At 39.9% G+C, this 21,348-nt stretch carries 20 protein-coding genes; 9 read left to right on the top strand and 11 right to left on the bottom strand.

The window, feature by feature from the left end; all coding sequences use genetic code 11:
• The first annotated feature begins 48 nt into the window (after window positions 1-48).
• The 8 genes from V7Q04_RS06350 to V7Q04_RS06315 all read left to right on the top strand — a co-directional run bounded on the left by V7Q04_RS06350 (window position 49) and on the right by V7Q04_RS06315 (window position 7,760).
• The gene (locus V7Q04_RS06350) at window positions 49-1,113 is read left to right on the top strand and encodes a quinone-dependent dihydroorotate dehydrogenase (RefSeq protein ID WP_333804096.1); all 1,065 of its coding nucleotides are present in this window, start codon (window positions 49-51) and stop codon (window positions 1,111-1,113) included.
• A gap of 48 nt (window positions 1,114-1,161) precedes the next feature.
• Window positions 1,162-2,421 (top strand): M16 family metallopeptidase, encoded by a 1,260-nt coding sequence (locus V7Q04_RS06345; RefSeq protein WP_333804095.1) that lies wholly within the window; start codon window positions 1,162-1,164, stop codon window positions 2,419-2,421.
• A 1-nt stretch (window position 2,422) separates the two neighbouring features.
• The gene (gene dapA / locus V7Q04_RS06340) at window positions 2,423-3,316 is read left to right on the top strand and encodes a 4-hydroxy-tetrahydrodipicolinate synthase (protein ID WP_333804094.1); all 894 of its coding nucleotides are present in this window, start codon (window positions 2,423-2,425) and stop codon (window positions 3,314-3,316) included.
• On the top strand, window positions 3,316-4,083 hold the full coding sequence (locus V7Q04_RS06335) for an enoyl-ACP reductase (RefSeq protein ID WP_333804093.1): 768 nt from the start codon (window positions 3,316-3,318) through the stop codon (window positions 4,081-4,083). The genes dapA and V7Q04_RS06335 overlap by 1 nt, the downstream gene beginning before the upstream one ends.
• Window positions 4,080-4,622, top strand: a complete 543-nt coding sequence (gene pgsA, locus V7Q04_RS06330) for a CDP-diacylglycerol--glycerol-3-phosphate 3-phosphatidyltransferase (RefSeq protein ID WP_333804092.1) — start codon at window positions 4,080-4,082, stop codon at window positions 4,620-4,622. Before V7Q04_RS06335 ends, pgsA begins: the two co-directional genes overlap by 4 nt.
• Window positions 4,622-5,680: an RIP metalloprotease RseP gene (gene rseP / locus V7Q04_RS06325; RefSeq protein ID WP_333804091.1), complete on the top strand. Its 1,059-nt coding sequence runs from the start codon at window positions 4,622-4,624 to the stop codon at window positions 5,678-5,680. The genes pgsA and rseP overlap by 1 nt, the downstream gene beginning before the upstream one ends.
• Window positions 5,670-6,347, top strand: a complete 678-nt coding sequence (locus V7Q04_RS06320; protein WP_333804089.1) for a YggS family pyridoxal phosphate-dependent enzyme — start codon at window positions 5,670-5,672, stop codon at window positions 6,345-6,347. Before rseP ends, V7Q04_RS06320 begins: the two co-directional genes overlap by 11 nt.
• Before the next feature lie 141 nt (window positions 6,348-6,488).
• A complete protein-coding gene (locus V7Q04_RS06315; protein WP_333804088.1) occupies window positions 6,489-7,760 on the top strand; it encodes a 4Fe-4S binding protein in 1,272 nt (423 codons plus the stop codon).
• Window positions 7,761-7,799: 39 nt separating this feature from the next.
• On the opposite strand, the gene V7Q04_RS06310 is transcribed toward V7Q04_RS06315, so the two are convergent.
• The 7 genes from V7Q04_RS06310 to V7Q04_RS06280 form a co-directional block, all read right to left on the bottom strand.
• Window positions 7,800-8,699 carry a formate dehydrogenase subunit gamma gene (locus V7Q04_RS06310; RefSeq protein WP_333804087.1) on the bottom strand — a complete coding sequence of 300 codons (900 nt, stop codon included), beginning with the start codon at window positions 8,697-8,699 and terminating at the stop codon, window positions 7,800-7,802.
• A gap of 14 nt (window positions 8,700-8,713) precedes the next feature.
• Window positions 8,714-9,271 carry a formate dehydrogenase FDH3 subunit beta gene (gene fdh3B / locus V7Q04_RS06305; RefSeq protein ID WP_333804429.1) on the bottom strand — a complete coding sequence of 186 codons (558 nt, stop codon included), beginning with the start codon at window positions 9,269-9,271 and terminating at the stop codon, window positions 8,714-8,716.
• Between the two features lie 18 nt (window positions 9,272-9,289).
• The gene (locus V7Q04_RS06300) at window positions 9,290-12,124 is read right to left on the bottom strand and encodes a formate dehydrogenase subunit alpha (protein WP_443070035.1); all 2,835 of its coding nucleotides are present in this window, start codon (window positions 12,122-12,124) and stop codon (window positions 9,290-9,292) included.
• A gap of 9 nt (window positions 12,125-12,133) precedes the next feature.
• The gene (locus tag V7Q04_RS06295) at window positions 12,134-12,337 is read right to left on the bottom strand and encodes a Tat pathway signal protein (RefSeq protein ID WP_333804086.1); all 204 of its coding nucleotides are present in this window, start codon (window positions 12,335-12,337) and stop codon (window positions 12,134-12,136) included.
• Between the two features lie 372 nt (window positions 12,338-12,709).
• Window positions 12,710-14,080, bottom strand: a complete 1,371-nt coding sequence (locus V7Q04_RS06290; protein ID WP_333804085.1) for a diguanylate cyclase — start codon at window positions 14,078-14,080, stop codon at window positions 12,710-12,712.
• 42 nt (window positions 14,081-14,122) lie between these two features.
• Window positions 14,123-14,782 (bottom strand): DUF1847 domain-containing protein, encoded by a 660-nt coding sequence (locus V7Q04_RS06285; RefSeq protein ID WP_333804084.1) that lies wholly within the window; start codon window positions 14,780-14,782, stop codon window positions 14,123-14,125.
• Between the two features lie 11 nt (window positions 14,783-14,793).
• Window positions 14,794-15,399 carry a hypothetical protein gene (locus V7Q04_RS06280; RefSeq protein ID WP_333804083.1) on the bottom strand — a complete coding sequence of 202 codons (606 nt, stop codon included), beginning with the start codon at window positions 15,397-15,399 and terminating at the stop codon, window positions 14,794-14,796.
• Between the two features lie 65 nt (window positions 15,400-15,464).
• Between V7Q04_RS06280 and V7Q04_RS06275 the strand changes: the two genes are divergently transcribed.
• Complete coding sequence (locus V7Q04_RS06275; protein WP_333804082.1) at window positions 15,465-16,070, top strand: MarC family protein; 606 nt, start codon at window positions 15,465-15,467, stop codon at window positions 16,068-16,070.
• Between the two features lie 111 nt (window positions 16,071-16,181).
• Here V7Q04_RS06275 and V7Q04_RS06270 read toward each other — a convergent pair whose 3' ends face one another.
• The 4 genes from V7Q04_RS06270 to V7Q04_RS06255 are packed head-to-tail and all read right to left on the bottom strand — an operon-like array spanning window position 16,182 to window position 21,151.
• Window positions 16,182-17,261, bottom strand: coding sequence for an ABC transporter permease (locus tag V7Q04_RS06270; RefSeq protein WP_333804081.1), 1,080 nt, complete (start codon window positions 17,259-17,261; stop codon window positions 16,182-16,184).
• On the bottom strand, window positions 17,258-18,376 hold the full coding sequence (locus tag V7Q04_RS06265) for an ABC transporter permease (RefSeq protein ID WP_333804080.1): 1,119 nt from the start codon (window positions 18,374-18,376) through the stop codon (window positions 17,258-17,260). The genes V7Q04_RS06270 and V7Q04_RS06265 overlap by 4 nt, the downstream gene beginning before the upstream one ends.
• On the bottom strand, window positions 18,373-19,986 hold the full coding sequence (locus V7Q04_RS06260; RefSeq protein ID WP_333804079.1) for an ATP-binding cassette domain-containing protein: 1,614 nt from the start codon (window positions 19,984-19,986) through the stop codon (window positions 18,373-18,375). Before V7Q04_RS06260 ends, V7Q04_RS06265 begins: the two co-directional genes overlap by 4 nt.
• A 7-nt stretch (window positions 19,987-19,993) precedes the next feature.
• Window positions 19,994-21,151 (bottom strand): HlyD family secretion protein, encoded by a 1,158-nt coding sequence (locus tag V7Q04_RS06255; protein ID WP_333804078.1) that lies wholly within the window; start codon window positions 21,149-21,151, stop codon window positions 19,994-19,996.
• Between the last annotated feature and the right edge of the window lie 197 nt (window positions 21,152-21,348).

Here is a 21,348-nt window from a genome sequence, read left to right as displayed (position 1 = left end):
TCTTTAATGGAGTATAATCGCGTACTTTAATATTGAAGGAAATAAAAGATGTTTGATTATTATGGTCTGATGAAAAAATTTATGTTTAACTTCTCTCCAGAAAATGCACACCATATTGCAGAATTTTTCTTTAAAAATGGTGCAAAATTTACACCTTTTATCCTCTCACCTTTAGCCGAACACTTTTATATTCACGATAAACGTCTAGAACAAGAGCTTTTTGGTAAAACCTTTCACAATCCATTAGGACTAGGAGCAGGTTTCGATAAAAATGCCACGATGATTAAAATGCTCACAGCCCTTGGATTTGGGCATATTGAGTATGGCACGATGACACCTGAACCACAAAGTGGCAATCCAAAACCACGCTGTTTTCGTTTTCCTGAACAAGAGAGCATCCAAAATGCCATGGGTTTTAACAACGAAGGTATGTACAAAATTGGTAAACGCTTAGAATCACTCTATCCTTTTGCAACACCACTGGGTGCCAATATAGGTAAAAACAAAGTCACTTCAGCAGAAAATGCGCTAAAAGATTATGAAAAATTGATTAAGCGTTTTAAAGATTTGAGCGATTATCTGGTGATTAATATCTCTTCTCCTAACACACCAGGGCTTCGAGATTTACAAAATGAGCAATTTATTAAAGATCTTTTTGTCATGGTAAAAGAACTTACAGACAAACCTGTTCTTCTTAAAATTGCACCCGATCTTGCCATCAATGATGCTTTGAACATTAGCTCAACTGCGTTGGAAAATGGAGCCTATGGTATTGTGGCGACGAACACAACCATTGATTATTCACTGCTTCCAAATGCAAAAGATTTTGGTGGTATTAGCGGTAAAGTATTAACAGAAAAAAGTTTTAGTATGTTTGAAGCATTAGCTAAAGAATTTTTCGGTAAAACGACACTCATTTCAGTCGGAGGCATTGACTCTGCAGATGAGGCATACAGAAGACTTAAAGCAGGTGCAAGCCTTATTCAAGTCTACACAGCATTTATTTTTAAAGGACCTTCTCTCAATCGCTCAATCAATCTTGGTATTTTAGAGCGTATGGAAAAAGATGGATTTAGTCATATTAGCGAAGTTATAGGAAGCGACAGGAGATGATAACAAATGAAACATGTACTACTATTTTTAACATTTTTAGGAGCATTAATGGCTAACTCTCTGCCTGAGCATTTTACCAAAACTTTAGAGAATGGTCTTCAAATAGTCGTTATTCCCATGAACAACAAAAGCGATGTTATTACAACAGATGTCTTTTACAAAGTGGGTAGCGGTAATGAAATTATGGGTAAAAGTGGCATTGCACACATGCTAGAACATCTTAATTTCAAATCCACAAAAAACCTAAAATCAGGTGAATTTGATGAGATTGTTAAAGGTTTCGGTGGTGTCAATAATGCCTCAACAGGCTTTGATTATACACACTATTACATCAAAAGCTCCTCTAAGAACTTACCTAAATCATTAGAGCTTTTTGCAGAACTCATGCAAAATCTTAAGCTTACAGATGAGGAGTTTCAACCTGAGCGTAATGTTGTCTTAGAAGAGAGACTCTGGAGAACCGATAACTCACCTGTGGGATACCTTTACTTTAGACTCTTTAACAATGCTTTTACCTATCATCCGTATCACTGGACACCAATAGGTTTTATACAAGATATTAAAAACTGGAGTATTGAAGATATCCGTAGTTTCCATTCTAAATATTACCAGCCTGCAAACGCTATCGTTGTTGTTGCAGGAGATATTGAACCAGAAGTTGTTTTCAACAATGTTACACAATACTTTGGTAATATCAAAAACGCTACGCCTATTCCTGCAGCTCATCATCAAGTTGAACCACAACAAGATGGTGCTAAGCGTCTATTGATTAAAAAAGAGAGTGAAGTGGAAATGGTAGCGGTTGCTTACAAAATTCCTAACTTTTTACATGAAGATCAAGTGGCACTCTCAGCATTAAGTGAGCTTTTAAGCAGTGGAAAGAGCAGTAAGCTTCACCGCATTTTAGTCGATGAGAAAAAATTAGTCAATCAAATTTATGGCTACTCAATGGAAGCAAAAGACCCTTCGATTTTCTTATTTCTAGCTGTTTGTAATCCTGGTGTTAAAGCTGAAAATGTTGAAAGTGAAATATTAAAGATTATTGAGAGCCTCAAAAAAGGCGATGTCAGTGATAAAGAGATCGAGAAGATCAAGATCAACACCAAAGCTGATTTTATTCATAATTTAGAAAGTTCAAGTGAACTTGCGTCACTGTTTGGCTCATATTATGCCAAAGGAGATATTACTCCGCTGTTGCATTATGAAGAGGGTATCAACAAGCTGAAAAAAGAAGATATAATCAACGTTGTTAACAAATATTTACTCCCACAGTTTTCGACAACTGTGATATTAAGAAAGGATTATTAACATGCAACACGTGTTACAAGGAGCGATGACAGCTCTTATCACCCCATTTAAAAATGGTAAATTAGATGAAGTTCAGTATGCAAAACTAATAGAGAGACAAATTAAAAATGGCATCGATGTTGTTGTTCCTGTTGGAACAACGGGAGAGAGTGCAACACTTGACCATGACGAACATCGTCGTTGTATTGAAATTGCGGTTGATGTCTGTTCCAAAAGCGATGTTAAAGTTCTTGCAGGAGCAGGAAGCAATGCAACCCATGAAGCTATTGGGTTGGCAAAATTTGCGCAAGCACATGGCGCACATGGAATTTTGTCTGTCACACCATACTATAACAAACCAACGCAAGAAGGATTGTTTCAACACTATAAAGCTATAGCAAACTCTGTTGATATTCCTGTACTTTTGTACAACGTACCAGGACGTACAGGATGCGACTTGCTTCCAGATACTATTTTTAGGCTCTTTGAAGCATGCCCAAATATTTTCGGCGTTAAAGAAGCAACAGGTTCTATTGATAGATGTGTTGATTTGCTTGCACACCAACCTAAACTAGCAGTATTTAGTGGTGAAGATGCCATTAACTACCCTATTCTATCAAACGGTGGCTCAGGTGTTATCTCTGTCACATCAAACATTCTACCAGATCAAATCTCAGAATTGACACATTTAGCGCTTAAAGGTGATTATCACGGTGCAAAAGCGATCAATGACTCACTGTATGAGATCAACAAAATACTTTTCTGTGAGAGTAACCCTATTCCCATTAAAGCTGCGATGTACATTGCAGGCTTACTTGAAACATTAGAATATCGTTTACCACTGTGCGCACCAAGCAACGACAATATGAAACGTATCGAGAATACACTCAAAAAATATACAATAAAAGGATTTTAATGAAGGGAAAAACACTTGTCATTAGCGGGGGTACCAGAGGTATCGGTCAAGCCATCGTTTATGAATTTGCCCAAGCAGGTGTAAATATTGCTTTTACGTATAACTCAAATGAAGAGTTAGCGATTGCACAAGTTAAAGATTTAGAACAAAAGTATGGCATCAAAGCCAAAGCATATGCCCTTAATATTTTAGAGCCAGAGACCTATAAAGACCTCTTTTTAGAAATCGATAAAGATTTTGATCGTGTGGACTTTTTCATCTCTAACGCTATTATCTCAGGTCGCCCAGTGGTTGGTGGATATACAAAGTTTATGAAACTTAAACCTCGTGGTATCAACAACATCTTTACAGCAACCGTTAATGCATTTGTGGTTGGCGCTCAAGAAGCAGCTAAACGTATGGAAAAAGTGGGAGGAGGAAGCATTATTTCTCTTTCATCAACAGGTAACCTTGTGTACATCGAAAACTATGCAGGTCATGGCACTGCAAAAGCTGCCGTTGAAACTATGGTACGTTATGCAGCAGCAGAGCTTGGTGCTATAGGCATTCGTGTCAATGCTGTCAGTGGCGGTCCAATTGAAACTGACGCGTTAAGAGCTTTTACAAACTATGAAGAAGTTCGTGATATCACAGCAAAACTCTCACCACTCGGTCGCATGGGACAACCACAAGATCTTGCAGGGGCTTGTTTATTTCTCTGTTCGGATAAAGCGTCTTGGATTACAGGACATACCATGCTGATTGATGGCGGAACAACATTTAAATGATGAACCTTCCCAATCTCTTAGCCTCTTTACGTATCGGGCTAGCTCCAATCATGTTTGTCCTTTTGGTCAACCGTGATTTGCCACTTTTTGCGGGTGTACATTCAACATGGCTGGACTATTTTGCCGCACTTATTTTTGTTATTGCCAGTGCAACAGATTTTTTTGATGGCTATATTGCACGTAATTGGGATCAAAAGACCCAACTCGGAGCAATTCTTGATCCACTTGCCGATAAAATGCTTACACTTGCGGCTTTTTTAGGGCTGATGATGATCGATCGGGCGAATGCTTGGGCAATCTTTCTCATTCTTACGCGTGAGTTTTTCATAACGGGACTTCGTGTTGCTGCAATGGGTGAAGGTAAAGATATCGCTGCAAGTATGGCTGGAAAAGTAAAAACCGTTCTTCAAATGATCGCTATTGGTTTTATGATGATGAACTGGCCTTATGCCAATATCCTTTTATGGGCAGCTGTTGCTCTTACAATGTACTCAGGGTATGAGTATATCATCGGATATACTAAAAAAGGAATCCATTAATGGGAACATTGACCTCCATTCTGGTTCTCTCTTTTCTTATCTTTTTTCATGAATTAGGACATTTCCTTGCCGCTCGTTTTTTTGGAGTGCATGTTGAAGTCTTTAGTATTGGTTTTGGCAAAAAGCTTTTCACTAAAGTAGTGGGAAACACTGAGTATTGTCTTTCGCTTATTCCACTTGGTGGCTATGTTCAGATGAAAGGACAAGATGACCGTGATCCTACAAAAGTAAGCTTTGATAGCGATAGCTACAACACAAAAGAGCCTTGGAAACGTATTATTATTCTCTTTGCAGGTCCTTTTGCAAACTTTTTACTCGCTTTTTTACTTTTTATGGCAATTGGTTCCATGGGTGTTAGCAAATACGCTCCCATCATTGGTAAAATTAGCGAAAACTCTCCTGCTTTCGAAGCAGGACTCCAAGAAAATGACCGTATTGTTATGATCAATGGAACATTAATTGAAGGCTGGGATGAAGTCAGTACACTTATCCAAGACAGTATGGGTAAACTTGAATTAAAAGTTGAGCGTGCTGGCAGTGTTCAAACCCTTCTCATAACGCCTAAAATCAATGAATACCAAAACATGTTTGGTGAAACAAAGCAAAAAAAGATGATCGGTGTTTCACCTAGTGGTAAGACCATTGAAGTAAACTACAGTGCAGATAAACTGTTGGGCTTTGCCTATGATCAAACGGTAAAAGCAACAAAACTTATCTTGACCAGTCTTCAAAAATTGGTTGAAGGTGTCGTCTCACCTAAAGAGTTGGGTGGTATTATTTCTATTGTACAAGTGACATCAGAAGCAAGTGCCGCAGGTATTGTCGCTCTTTTTGCGTTAACAGCACTCATTTCAGTCAACCTTGGTGTTCTCAATCTTCTACCGATTCCTGCACTTGATGGTGGGCACATTATGTTTAATGCCTATGAGCTTATTACCAAACGAGCACCGAGCGAAAAGGTTCTTAGAGGTATGACTACGGCTGGATGGATGCTACTCTTAAGCCTCATGGCGTTGAGTATTTTTAATGATATTTATAGGTTGACCAATGGAAACTAAAAATTTTGTAAACACTTTTGATGAGATTTTGACACGTGTTGAAAAAGCACGATTGAGTGTTGATCAGCACCGTATTGTTAAAATTGTAGCTGCTAGTAAGAGTGCAACTCCACAAATGGTCGAAGCAATGTATAACATCGGTCAGCGTTCTTTTGGCGAAAATAAAATTCAAGATATGAGTGATAAAGTTCATGCACTTTCTCATTTACCGTTAGAATGGCATTTTATCGGACGTTTGCAAACCAATAAAATCAACCAGCTCATTGATCTGAACCCTTCATTGATGCACTCACTAAGCTCACTTGAGCTTGCCCAAGAGCTTGATAAACGTTTATCTGTCAAAGGTAAAACGATGAATGTACTCCTTCAAATCAACAGTGCCTATGAAGAGCAAAAAGCAGGTGTTTTACCTGAAGTTGCGCTGGAAGTCTATGAGCAAATAAACCTTACATGTAAACATCTTCAACTCAAAGGTGTCATGAGTATTGGCGCACATACTGAAGAAAAAGCCATTATCCAAAAAAGCTTTGAAACTACCTCTGAAATTTTTGAGTCACTTCAAAATCAAGGTGCAAAGTATTGTTCTATGGGCATGAGCCAAGATTTTGAACTTGCTATTGCGTGTGGTTCAAACATGATTCGTCTAGGAAGCATCTTATTCAAATAAGGTTCTTACAGAACTTTCGTTACGCTTGCGAAGCAAAGCTTTACAAACTACGTTAACATTGGGTTTTCGTCAAAGTCAAGTCGCGCCCCTTTGGTGCTTTTACAATAAACTATCTCTGCCTTTTATAAAGGAGATGATTCCATGTCACACCTTACTTCAAGAGAAGGTTATACACATCTCATAGAGCGCCTCAACCGTTTTCCGCTAGGCGCTCCACCTTCACAAACGCTCTATGACATTTTAAGCCTCCTTTTTACGCCTAAAGAAGCCGAACTCGTCTCTCTTTTACCTATCAAACCTTTTAAAATGGAAATAGCCGCTCAAAATTGGAAAGTGAGTATGTTAGAGGCACAAAAAATACTAGATTCCCTTTGCTCGAAAGCACTTCTCATCGACATTGAGCAAAATGGTAGCTCAACGTATGTCCTACCTCCTCCGATGGCTGGTTTTTTTGAGTTTAGCCTTATGCGTACAGGTGGGCATGTTGATCAAAAGTTGATTTCAGAACTCTTTTACCAATACCTCAGTGTCGAAGAAGAATTCATAAAAACACTCTTTAGCGGAGAAACGAAACCTGGGCGTACTTTTGTAAATGAAAATGCTCTCTCCTCGCAAAATAGCCTATATGTATTGGATTATGAGCGCGCTTCACATATCATTGAAAGTTTCCAATTCATGGGTGTTGGGATGTGTTATTGCCGTCATAAAAAACAGCATCTTGGCACGGCTTGCAATGCCCCTATGGAGATTTGTATGACATTTGGCAACACGGCACATTCTCTTTCACAGTATGGCTACACAAGACTTGTTGAAAAAAGTGAAGGACTAGAACTTTTAGAAAAGGCCAGAGAACATAACCTCGTACAATTTGGGGAGAATGCTCAAAGTGGTGTCAATTTCATCTGCAATTGCTGTAGCTGTTGTTGTGAGGCACTCACAGCCGCGCGCCGTTTTGCCTTTTTAAATCCCGTTGAGACAACCAATTTTTTACCCGAAATTGATCTTACCTGTCATGGATGTAGCAAATGTTCTCAAGCGTGTCCTGTAGAAGCCATTTCTATGGTTTCAGCGCATGATCCACAAAAACCTAAAAAAATGAAAGCTCAGTTGGATGAAGATCGTTGTTTGGGATGTGGTGTTTGTGTTACAGCCTGTAAAGAGAACATCATCTCTCTTAAAAAGCGTGCTCGGCGCATCATTACCCCTGTGAATTCTGTACACAAAACTGTTATGATGGCGATAGAGCGAGGAAAATTACAAGAGCTTATTTTTGATAATCAAGCGCTCTGGAACCACCGTGCTATGGCAGCCATTTTGGGCGTACTCCTCAAACTCCCACCCGTTAAACAAATCATAGCAAGTGAGCAGATCAAGTCACGTTATTTTGGTAAACTCTTAGCAGATATGAACTAGAAGAAGCCCTATTTTAGGGCTTCTTCTTATACAATATTGTTAAAACTTACCCTGATCCTTAAGCTTCTTATACCACGTGCTGTGAAGAATCTTGACCTCTTCTTCTTCAACATAGCCTGTGATAATACTATGCACGGCTCCTTTAATAGCAAACATAGACATATACACATGGGTTATAAACAGTGCTAAGACTGCAAAGCCCATGACATTATGGATAATCGCTGCAGCTCGTAACATATCGATTTGACTCATTCCTGTTAAGTTATGCAACATTTGCATTTTAAAGTCTAAGAAGAACATAAAGGCACCACTCAGAATCATCGTGATTCCTCCTAGTATTGCTACCCAGTACCACATCTTTTGACCTGCATTAAACTTCCCTGCCAAGATAGGTTTTTTCTCTTTAGAGAGATAACCACCTAGGATCATAAACCATTTCACATCATCCATATTAAAGAGGGCTTCTTTAAGCCACATGAGTGCCATAGGAATGACAACAATGGTAAAAGGTATGGTAAAGATGCCATGAAGGTTCTTTGCCATTCTAACGAGTGTTCCACCACCAAAGAAGTCACCAAAGACGATAATGAATCCTGTAGGGATAATAACCAAGAAGCTCACTGCTGCTACTTGGTGGATAATTCTATTATAGAGGTTAAAGGCATAGTATTTCTTTTCACTGTGTGGAAACACTTTGGGACCTATAATCTTATAATGGATAAAGAAGGCTCCTGGAACGCCAATTAATACTCCTAGGAATATCCATGCAAAGTATTGATGTTGGAGCATGGTGAAGAGTTGTCCTAAGTGTGTACTTCCTTCTTTATCGTATCCTAAGATATTTTGGATGCGCATCTCTCCCCAGATTTGGCTATCGGTAGCGTATGCCACTGATGCCAAACTTAGGAGCACAATGAATCCATAGATTATTTTATTCATTCGCGACTCCTTCATTAAATACGCTTCGTTCCGCGCCCTACGACTCTTTTACGATACATAGTAGAGACACTCTCTGCATCACCCACAAGAAGAGCATTGGTTGCACATACCGCTGCACAGATAGGCACACGTCCTTCTGCAATACGGTTATGACCGTATAAATGACGCTCCGTTGCTGAATTGGTCTCTTCAGGTCCCCCTGCACACATGGTACATTTATCCATAGCTCCTTTTGTTCCAAACGCGCCATCTCTTGGAAACTGAGGAGCACCAAATGGACAAGCGTACAAGCAGTAACCACAACCAATACACTTTTTCTTATCGTGTAAGACAATTCCATCTTCACGAATATAGAAACAATCCACAGGACAGACTTGCTGACACGGTGCATCGGTACAATGCATACATGCCATAGAAGTTGAAACTTCTTTACCTTCTACGCCATTGTTTAGCGTAATGACTTTACGACGACTAATACCTGTTGGTAGCTCATGCGCTTCTGCACACGCTACGGAACATGCAAAACATTCTATACATCTGTGATCATCACAATAAAATTTCATTCTTGACATTTCACTCATCGCTCACCCCTACGCTTTTTCAACACGGCATAAGCCGGCATTAAACTCAGGAATCTGAGTAATAACATCAAAACCATAATTGACAATCGTATTGGAACTCTCGCCAATGCTATACGGTTTTGTACCTTCTGGATAATTCGCACTCAAATCCGCACCTTGGAACATGCCAGCAAAGTTGTATGGCATACAGACACGATCAGGTGTAACACTCTCATTATGATATGCTTTGACCTTAATTTTGGTGCCATGCGGTGAATGTAACCACATCATCTCACCATTACGAATGCCTTTACTAAGGGCAAGATCTGGGTGAATGTTACAGAACATTTCTGGCGTAATCGCGGAGAGGTATTTGCTGGTTCGCTCAAGCATTCCAGCACCTGAGAGGTTAACAACCCTCATACTGACCATCATGGTTGGGAACTCTTTAAACCAGTTTTGTTTTTGTTGTTCTGATTTATACTTTGTTTCAACCCTAAAGTTATTGACTTGGTCATCATAGGTCGGATATTTTTGGACTAAATCCCAACGAGGTGAGTGGATAGGCTCTCTGTGTTGTGGAATCGGATCTGGGAACTCCCAAACGATCGTACGTGCTCGTGCATTTCCATAAACACACACTCCCGCTTCACGACATTTGGCTTGAATAATCCCACTAAAATCCACTTTCCAGTTTGCACCCATTTTAGCTTTTTCTTCTTCGGTAAGTTTAATACCAAGAATCTCTTCAATATTGGCTTTGGTGATTTCAGGATAACCACCCTGTACTTTTGAGCCTTTAATGGTCACTGTTTTACTTGCAATTTGACTCATGCCATTGTGCTCAGCGCCAAAACGATTTCTAAAGCCCATACCGCCATCATTAACTGGTGTATTGACATCAAAAAGTATTGGTGATCCTGGATGTTTTTCATCCCAACATGGCCATGGAAGTGCGTAATACTGACCTTTCATTTCACCTTTTCCCGCAAGGGTAATAGGATCAAACATATGCCAATTCTCTTGGTGTTTACGAAGTCGCTCAGCCGTCCAACCACTGAGTCCTATCGTTTTTACAGAGCGAGCAATCTCATTAACCGCATCATCTGGCCATTTAAAATCATTTTTGACTTGAACAACTTTGCCCTCTTTGATGCCCATTTTCATACCTTGCACAAACTGGTCATAGAAGCCAAATTTTTTCGCAAACGCAAACATCACTTCTTGATCTTCCTTTGCTTCATAAAGAGGTTCAACGACTTTAGTACGCCACTGTGCAGAGCGATTGGTTGCGGTTACGGTTCCTTCACTCTCAAACTGTGTTCCCACAGGAAGAATATAAATATTGTCTTTGCGACTGGTTAAAATCGCCGCTTCATTCACAAAAGGCTCGGCAATAACAAGTAGATCTAATTTATCAAGTGCCTCTTTGATTTTCGCTTGTTGGGTCATGGAAGTAATACCTGTTCCTTGAACCCAAAGGGCACGAATAGGACTAGAAGAGTGTGTTTTTTCCTCTTGGAGAACACCTTGCCACCATTTTGAAAGCGAGAAACCTTTTTCATTCATCCATTTTTTCTCAAAGAATCTTCCTTTGAGCCATTCATAATCAACGCCCCAAGTTTCAGCATAGTATTTCCAAGCGCCATCATCCAAACCATAATACCCTGGTAATGTATCAGCAATATTTCCCATATCGGTTGAACCTTGAACATTATCGTGTCCACGGATGATGTTACAGCCACCACCCTTTTTACCAGCATTACCAAGAGCAAGTTGAAGAATAGGAAGGATTCTGGTGTTAGATGAACCCACAGAGTGTTGCGTAATGCCCAGTGACCACACCACACATCCAGGTTTATTTTTTGCAAACAGCGTGGTGATTTGAATAATTTGTTCTACTGGAATGCCTGTGACATCAGAAGTGAGTTCTGGTGTCCATTTGGCAGCTTCTGCGCGAATCTCATCCATACCGTAAACACGCTCATTGATAAGCTCTTTATCTTCCCAACCATTTTTAAAGATAAGATGAAGCATACCATACGCAAACGCAATGTCCGTACCCGTGCGAATACGAAGATAATGATCTGCTTTAGCCGCACTTTTTGTGTAAACAGGATCTACAACGATGAGCGTAGCACCTCTGTCTTTTGCTTGTAAAAAGTGTTTAAACCCAATAGGATTCGCAGCAGCAGAGTTTGCACCAATCATCATAATGACTTTTGAATTTTCAACAACATCACCAAAGTGATTGGTCATAGCACCATAGCCCCATGTATTGGCAGCGCCCGCAACTGAAGCACTGTGACATACGCGGGCAACGTGGTCTAAGTTGTTTGTTCCCCACATTGCAGCAAATTTACTAAAATAAAAGGATTGTTGAAGACTAAATTTTGCAGAACCTAAGAACATTGCCACATCAGGACCGTTCTCAGCTCTTAGTTTAAGCATTTTCTCTGAAATTTCATTAATGGCTTGATCCCAACTGATACGTTGCCATTTTCCGTCTACTTTTTTCAGAGGGTATTTAATACGTTGTGTACTTTTAACCAAATCAATCTGATCGATTCCTTTACAGCAATGGCTACCTTCACTAATCGGATGGTCTTGTGCCACGTCTTGACGTACCCAAACACCGTTTTGAACTTCAGCAATGATGCCACATCCTGCTGAACAAATACTACAAATAGTTTTGACTCGCTTACTACCTGGAAAAGGATTTTTCACTTCTTCTTCGGTAGCCGGACGCAATGAATCGCTACTTGCAAAAACTTCAGTTGCTCCAAAACTCGCCCCGATTGCTGCCATTTTTAGAAAGGCACGTCTTCCAATTTTTAAGGAATCTTCATGTGTCATTTTACTCATAATGCCTCCTTAAACTGCCGCGTGATAATACGCGTCCCAATTGGCTGTTTTTTTATAGAGAATCTCTTTTTTCTTCGATTTTCCCTTGACAACACCGTTACTTCCAGCTGTTTGCACACCTTTGTCACTTGCAATGGCACTAACGCCAACAGTGGCTACTACAGCACTCGCTCCTAGAGTTTTTTTAAGAAAACTCCTTCTTTGATCTTGCACGATTTCCTCCTGCATCTTTTTACATGTAAAATAATTCCATGTAGACATAGCATAAAAACGGTAATGTATCATTGACCACCAATGAACGTTTTATGCATACAAAATGTTGTTAATTGAAGAAGAAAGACATAGAGGTATAGTAATGAAGTCTATATAATTTTAAGAAAATATATCCCTCACGATACGTATGTAGGCTTACCACGTAAGCATAATATCATGAACAACGGGAGTATTGTAGTCATATGCAACTTTAGCATATCTTAAAATTGGTAAAGAATGAATGACCAAAATATATTTTTTTATATTATATTAAGCATTATATAAATAAATATATAATGAAAGATCCTGAGGTTTTGTAGCGGAAAAAATGAATCACTCAAAAAAACATATAGTATCCCGACCTGCATTTTTAGCTTTATACAGTGCCATGTCTGCACGTGAAATAAGTGTATAAGACGTATCATCAAGATTCATTGACTCACCTCCAATACTTACACTCTGACGTTGCTGTGTAGAAAATACTGCACTTTTGAGTTTTTCTTGAATACGTTCAGCCACTTTGTAAGCATCTTCTCGCGTACTATTAGGACAAAGAATTAAAAACTCTTCGCCGCCCCAACGCCCAAGTAGATCATCATGGCGAATACTCTCTTTAATAAGCTGCGCCATTTCGATCAAAACTTGATCACCAACAGGATGACCAAACGTATCATTCACTACCTTGAAAAAATCAAGGTCAATAAGCAAAATAGAAAAATTCTTTTTCATTTGCTTGGCATGTTCTACGTGAGTTACAAGCTCTTTTTCAATCTTAGTTCGGTTATAAATTTTAGTTAAAATATCGGTTTCAGAGAGATACAATAACTCTTTATTGTACTTTCTAAGCTTATAATAACGCCACAAAAGCAATAGTCCTACCATAAGGAAAACAAAAAAAACTTTGAGAATTAAGTCATAGTCGTAGGCTGTTTGCGCTTTGATGGAAACATATTTATTGACAATAGAAGCTCGATCTTCTGCACTAATGGTATCAACACCTTTATTCAAAATATCACGCAACATCGGCTCACTTTTGATGACACCTATACGCAATTGGTTGGTATAATCAGGTAATTGCCCTGCAATTTTGAGATTAAACATGCCCTCTTTTTTAAGCGTATACGCAGCAACGATCAAAGAGCGCATTGTGATGTCTGCTTTTTTCTCTGAAACAAATTTAAAAGCATCTGTTTCAGATGCCGTGGTCATGATTTTGAGATTTGGGTATTCACTTCGGACAAACTCTTCCATTGCAGTGCCAACAGGAAAGACAATACTTTCATGTATCAAATCTCTAGGATCACCAATAAAAGGGTGTTCTTCCCTTGTAATAAAGACATTGGGGTCACTAAAATGGGGTTTGGTAAACAATAGCCATGTATCACGGTAAGGTGATTGATTGAGGAAACTGATAATTTGGCATTTGCCTGCTTTTGAGTACGCGACACTTTCATCCCAATCTTTGGTTGGTACTATCTCAACACTTAACCCTATTCGTTTGCTAACTAAGCGTAAAAGATCAGCACCTATACCTGTATAATTACCTTTTTTATCCATCATTTCAAAAGGTTCCCAATCAGGATCAACGCAAACTTTTATGGTGCCTAATTTTTCTAAATAGACTTTTTCATCTGTCGATAACTCAATGCAAAAAAGAGAATATGGTATCAATACAAGTAGCACTAACCAAAGTTTTATGAGCACATTTACCCTCTGTTTTCTATGATTTAGAACTATTATAACCGATTAGTACTCTTTTGGGCTTAAAAGTTTTTTATAATAAGAGCCTGTTGTATAAAGTGCTACAACAGGATTATGCCCCAAAACACGGTCTTTTACCACAAGGTATGTTGTGGTGGCTTGCGCGTATTTGATAAAAAGTGAGTCATGTCCGACACACAATCCCATAATGACATTGAGATCGGTTTGAGCACGGTTTAGATACTTGGCTTGAAGCACAGGATTGCACATTGGCTCAAACGTATTGGGGCGGATTTTTTGCTCTTCTGTGAGTCCAATTTCGCATTTATCGCGTGAGCCTACTTTACAGATTGCCATGAAAACATCAAAGCCATTAACTTTGAGAATTTCTGCAAAGACTTTAGACTCAGCCGCTAATCCAACACACGAAGCTATACCAATCTTTTTAGCACCAATCCGTCTTGCAAAAGCAAGTATCTCTTCAACACGTGTGAGTTTTCCATAGTACTCACCTTCAATGTCAGCTGCTGCCATTGCGATTTTACGATCAATACCCTCTTCGTCTTTATAGCATTCCAAAGACTCTTCCAACATCTTTTCATCAACATTGGTCGTTAAACAAAACTTAGGGTAACGGCTTTCGTGTTTATGACAGTTCAGTGTTCCACATTCTGCACAACTGAGTTCGTTTTCTGCTTCGCTCATCACAATCCTTTTTACATGTAAAGATATTTACCATAAAGACTGAGGTAAACACCCAGTAACTCTTTAAGTCCTTGACTTAAAAGTGCTTTTTCCTCTTCGTTAAAAAGAAATTCTAATAGCTTATCGTGTAACGACTCTCCAAAGGCAATCAATCGCTCAGGTGCAAAGTTTTGTGTATCTTCCTTTCCTAAAATAAAAAAGAGCGCAAGTGCACGGTTTAGTCCTGCCACATAAGCCAAAAGATTCTCATAAATACTTTTTTCTACAGGCTCTAATTGAGAAAGAAACAGCTCTAATGAAACACTCAAAAACCCCTTCTTTTTAGGAAAATTGACATTTAGAAGTGTCATAAAGAGGCTTTTTTTGGCTTCTTGTAATGGAGCAGGAAGAGCAGACTCAAAAGCAGCATCCAGTGCTTTCGTTCCTTCAATAAAACCAGATGGAGGAGAAAACCCTTGCCGGGACATTAACGTCTCAATCTGTGCTTGTGTAAACTTCGTGGGAGTGTACAGTTCTTGTGAAGCAAGGTTTTGCATGAGCAATGCATAAAAAATGCGTTCTTGCTCGCCTTCACTTTTTGCTAAGTATTCGGTTAGGTAAAGTATCTCTTTTTTCATAACTCAATTCTGCCAAAGCGCAACTGAAAAAGTGCTATAATGCCAACTCTTTTTAAGGAGACACTATGATTCATCTTTCTGCTTTTTTTGCGATTTATGTGAAATTCTTTTTCATTATGACGCCTTTTTTTGTTACGACTATCTTTTTATCAATGACCAAAGGTATTGATGAAAGCGACAAAAAGCGTCTTGCGATCAAAGTAACCCTTGCAATATCTATTACGTGTTTGATTATTCTCTTTTTTGGAAAATACATTTTTGAACTCTTTGGTATCACCCTTGATGCGTTTCGTATCGGAGCAGGAGCACTTTTGTTTTTAACAGCTGTTGATTTAGTTCAAAAAGATATCAACGCTGAGCCTACATGTAAAACAGATATCTTAAAACATGCCGTTGTACCTTTGGCGATTCCTGTCACCGTAGGACCTGGAACCGTAGGAGCTTTGATGGTTATGGGTGCTGATATGGATGGTCTTGAAGACTTAATGCTAGGATCCAGCGCACTTTTATCGGCTATCTTTAGTATTGGATTATTGCTGTATCTTTCAGGTCACATCGAGAGACTTATTGGTCGTACAGGACTCGTTGTTTTTAGTAAAGTGACAGGACTTGTGCTATCGGCACTTTCGGCTCAACTCATCTTTACTGGCATTAAAAACTTTTTACATTAATCTTACATGTAAAAACGTATCAAGCAATTCTGCCAATATAATTGGCAAGCTTCAGCACCCAGTGTAACGTAGCCATTTGAGCTTTGCCCAAATGGCGTGTTAAAATTGATACTAAAATAATCGCCCTATTTTACGAAATCCTACCATATACACCACACTCCCCACCAATGTTACCCCTAAAAAGTAGGGATAAAGCTCTAAAAAAGGCGTTCCACGAAAAAAAATACTCTCTGTTCCTTCAATGTAATAACGCAAAGGCGAAATAAGCGAAAATGTCTGCAACCACGGATGCATCGCATATATAGGCGTCCACGCACCACTGAGAAAGATGAGTGGCAACATAATGACGATGGAGAGCTGTGCTACTTGCATCACATCTTTGGCAATTGCCGCTATGAAAAGCCCAATGCCAGCACCTGTAAAAGCATAGAGGAAACTCAACAATAAAAAAGCGAAAAATGAACCATTAATCGGTGTATTAAAAATACCAAATATCACAAATCCCACCGAAATGACGATACCAACCATCACAATAATCACCTGAGAAAAAGACTTGGCTAAAATGATGATTTTTGCATTCACAGGCATCAAAAGCATAATGTCCCACGTCCCCTCTTCTTTCTCTTTCACAAACACAACGGCGGTTAAAATGACTGACAAAAGTGTTGTGATGGAGAGCAGTTCAGTGAGTGCCATAAAAGTATGATTGTCCGCGTTTTCATTAAAGAGTTTATGCGTTACAAGGTCTACTGGAAAAGTCCGCGCTGTAAAATTGATCGCTATGTTTTGCAAGTAACTCAGTGCCGTAAACGCTTGTGACGCTGCGGTTGCATCGAGTAGAACATGCAGTGTTGTATGATGATTTTTACGAAAACTTTGCTCAAAAGCATCATCAAATACTAACCCCACCATAATCTCTTTATCAAACACCGCTTGAGAGAGTTTTTCTTGCGACTCAAATAAAACAGGCTCTAAAAACTCAGGGGCATGGAAGTAGCTCAAAAACTTCTGGCTCAGCCCTCCTCCACTACTATCAATGTAACCAACGGCGATATTACGAGGTTTTAGCTCGATGCCACTGCCTGCGATGTACACTTCAAAACTAAAGGCATAGAGCACAACAAAAACCAACTGCCATGAGCGTATGAAGCTCAGCAACTCTTTTCCCACAACTGCCCAAAAAACCTTCATCGTAGCTCCTTTTTAAGCAAGAAACTGCCAAGGGTGAGCATACTAAAAGCGTACAATGCCAAGATGAAAATGTACGTCACTGTTTTAGACGAAGCCAACCCCTCACCCACCAAAAAAACATCGTAAAGAATGTGGTTGTAGTACATAACAGGGAAAATGTGCGCTTCATAGCGTGAAACACCGATCATTGAAGAGATCGGCATCAAAATACCTGAATACAAAAACCCAGGAATGATCGTCACAATAACCGTTAAAACCACCGCTACGATTTGCGTACGCGTGATGATGGAGATAAGCATACCGATGGAGAGACTAATGACCAAATAAAGCTCAGAAGTAAGCCAATAGAGCAAAAAACTGCCTCTAAATGGCACTTCAAACAGGTACGTTGCCCAAAGAAAGAGGATGAAAATATTGATCGAGTGCAGTAAAAAAACAGGAATGAGCTTAGCGGCGATAAACTCACTTTTAGAAACAGGTGATGCGTAAAAGTTAAAGATGGTACCTCTCTCTTTCTCTTTAACGATCAAAAGGGCGGCTAAAATAGCCGGTGCAATGAGCATGACAAGCCCGATAAGCCCTGGAACGATGGCATCTTCATCGCGCATCGCTTGGTTAAAGAGTGTTCTCTGGTTAATACTAATCGTTGGAGCATTGCCACCCAAGCGCTCCAACATTTGACTGGCGGCATCTAGTACAACACCTTTAACGTAGCTCTCCATCGTTGAGCCTCGCATCGGAAACGCAGCATCGACAAAAACACCTATTTGTGTCGATTGTCCATGCAAAAGTCGTTTTTCAAAACTTTCAGGAATGATGATGAGTATGTCACTTTTGGCTTTGTGAATTTCATCAAGAGCCTTAGCTTCGCCTCGTTTTTCGATGGTTGCATCAAAATATTTAGAGTGTTCAAACTTACTCACAAGAAGCTGTGAATAATGGCTCTGGTCGTTGTCGATAATAAGCGTACGTGCTCCTGTGACTTCCATGCGTATGCCATAGCCAAAGAGCACTAACACCATCGTTGGCATCAAATAAACCATGATGATAAGCCGTGATCTTATAATCTCCGTGAGTTCTTTGAGCACATACGCTTTAACGACACCCAGTTTCATCGGTAGTACTCCAAGAAAATCTCTTCAAAACTTTGCGCTTTAGGATGTTTTGCATAAAACTCTGCGATGGTATGATCAGCGATCTTTTTTCCTTGTCGCAAAAGTACTACACGATCGCAAAACTCTGCTTCACTCATGTAGTGTGTGGTAATTAAGATAGCAATTTCCCAACGCTCTTTTAGGGCTTTGAGAAGCTCCCAAAATTTGGCTCGTGCGATGGCATCCACGCCCGAGGTTGGCTCATCCAAAAACAAAATGACAGGCTCATGCAACAGTGCAGACGCCAGTGAAAAACGCTGATTGATTCCCAGTGGTAGCTCTTGAGGCATTGCATTTAGGTATTCATCAAAGCCCAATTCTAGGGCATAACGAGCGATGCGACTCTTTGCCACATCCCTCGCAATTCCCCGCATAGAAGCGGCATACAGCAGATTTTCCTCGACACTCATGTCATTGTAAAGCGCAAAGTGCTGGCTCACATAACCGATGCTCGCTTTAAGCGCTTGGCGGTCAACTTGTGTTTGAATGGATTTTCCAAGCAGTGTGAGTTCTCCCCCATCAATGGGGTAAAGTCCTAAAAGCATCTTGATAAACGTTGTTTTCCCTGCACCATTGGCTCCTAAAAGCCCTAAAATTTCGCCTTTGTGCAGTGTCATATCGACATTTTCATTGGCAATGAAACTGCCAAAAACTTTGGTAAGCCCTTTGGATTCCATAACAACATCGGGCAATTCAATGGTTTGCTCTTTGTTGGTAATCTCAATGAGAGGCATTTTTCTACCTTTTTGAAGGGCATTGACAAAAAAGAGTGCTTCAAGGCTTGGCTCTGCATGCTCCACTTCTAAAGGCGAAAGGCAATAGGTCGCATGAAGCGTTCGAATACACGGCTCTTGCGTTTTAACCCCTTCGACATAGCTCATGGCACGAACAGAGTCAATCAATTCACTCGAAGTACCTTGCGCAATGATCTCTTGCTCATCAAAAAGTAAAATTTTATCCATCTTTGCGGCTTCTTGCATGTAGGCTGTGCTAATGATCGAAATGGTTCCTTCAGACTTTCGAATTTCATCGAGGATTTCCCACAATTCTATGCGACTCAGCGGATCAACGCCCGTAGTAGGCTCATCGAGCAATAAAAGTTTAGGACGGTGTAACAGCGTGCAGATGAGGGAGAGTTTTTGCATCATGCCCCCACTAAGCTTTCCCGCTTGACGGTCTTGAAAGGCATCCAGTCCTGCCATTTTTAAGAGGCGAAGTTTATATGCTTCAAACGTGGCATCTTGTTTGATGTTATGAATATTGGCAAAGAAACGTAAGTGTTCATCGACGGTGAGTAGATCATAAAGTACCAAACCAATGCCTTGAGGCATAAGACCGATGGAAGGCTTAAGCGACTCAGCCTCTTTAGGAGAATGATACATCAAACCATTAAACGTGACATTCCCCTCAAAAGGAATGACGCCTGCTATGGCGTGAATTAGAGAGCTTTTTCCTGCTCCATCTGCGCCAATAAAGCCGATGATTTCGCCCTCATTTGCCGATAAACTAGCCCCAGCAATTCCAAGGCTTTTTTTATGGTAAACACGGACATTCTCAACGATTAATTCCATGATGTGCTCATTCAGGAACGTTTTTTAAACTCTTCGGCAAACCTTTGCCATCCATTGAGACAACACCCACAGCAGGTATGCCCAGTTTTAGGGTTGGCTGAGGAGAGAGTGGCTTTACATGTAAAGCAAAAACTCTCTGAATGCGATCACTGGGAACACTCACCTCTTTAGGCGTAAACTCTGCTTTTTGCTCGATGCGCACGACTTTTGCTGGGATAGGCTCATTGGGTCTTCCATCTAAAAAGATAACCGCATCATTTCCTACTTGGAGATTTCCATTTTGTTTGGTGTCAACAAAGATTTTAAGGTAAAGCGAGTTTGGATCAAGCAAGGTTGCCACAACACTTCCAGCTCCTATGACTTCTCCTTGGTTGGCTATCTTTTCCACGACCACACCATCAATGGAAGAGCGAAGTGTCATCTCATTTAAAACCGCTTCGATCTGTGTTTTGGAAGCTTCTAAAGCTTTAAGTGATGACTTAATGGCTTCTACACCTTGGCTCATTGCCTGTAACGTTTTTTGATGCGCTGTTGCTTCGATCAGTTCACTGTTTGCAACGTTTATCGCAAGACTAAGTTGTTCTCGTTTTTGGTTTAAGCTTGAAAGAAAATCGCCACTGGTTTGGTGCTTTAATGCTGCTACTTCAACTTGACGTTTTTCGATGAGATTTTGTTCATACAAGTTTTTCATACGCTCTAAATCGCGTTTATCTTGCGCAAGGACACTGGTTTGAGAGGCTATGTTTTTACCCAGTTCTTCACGTTGATGCTGTTTGATGGAGAAATTGGCTTTGGCTTTGGCAAGTGTTTCAGGAATGGTTTTGGTCGCAATTTCTAATTCTGTCTCTTTAGCACTAAGCTCTTGCGCTCTTGCATTTATTTGTGCTTCGATCTGTGCCTTTTGAGCATCATACTCATGGCTTGCAAGGACTGCTATACTTTGCCCAATTTCAACACGTTGCCCTTCGTAAATAGTAAGTGTTGCAATACGACCCGCATACTTAGCATTAAGGTTCACCAAATCACCATCCATACGACCTGAACCTTGAACGAGGTTTTCAGCAAGTTTGGGAGCTATGAGTTTATTGATGATGAGTCCTGAAGCAATGATAACCAAGGCTAAGATAGCCACACCTAAACGATACTGTTTCATTTTTTCTAACATGCACGCTCCTTGGATGAAGAGAAAACTATTATATAACTAATTTCTTATATTTTTACCTAATTAAGAGCGGATTAAAATAGCGGTTTCTAGTATTTTCCTAGATTGTTAATTGTAGGGTATTTCCAAACATATATATCTCTAAATATTCCTTTATTAGCCTTATTGAAAGGATTTAGTTTGGCACAAATTTAGGTTTA

This window comes from Sulfurospirillum sp. (assembly GCF_036802865.1).
Lineage (GTDB): Bacteria > Campylobacterota > Campylobacteria > Campylobacterales > Sulfurospirillaceae > Sulfurospirillum.
Note: the sequence above shows the minus strand (reverse complement) of the source record. Positions and strands in the feature narration are given on the sequence as shown.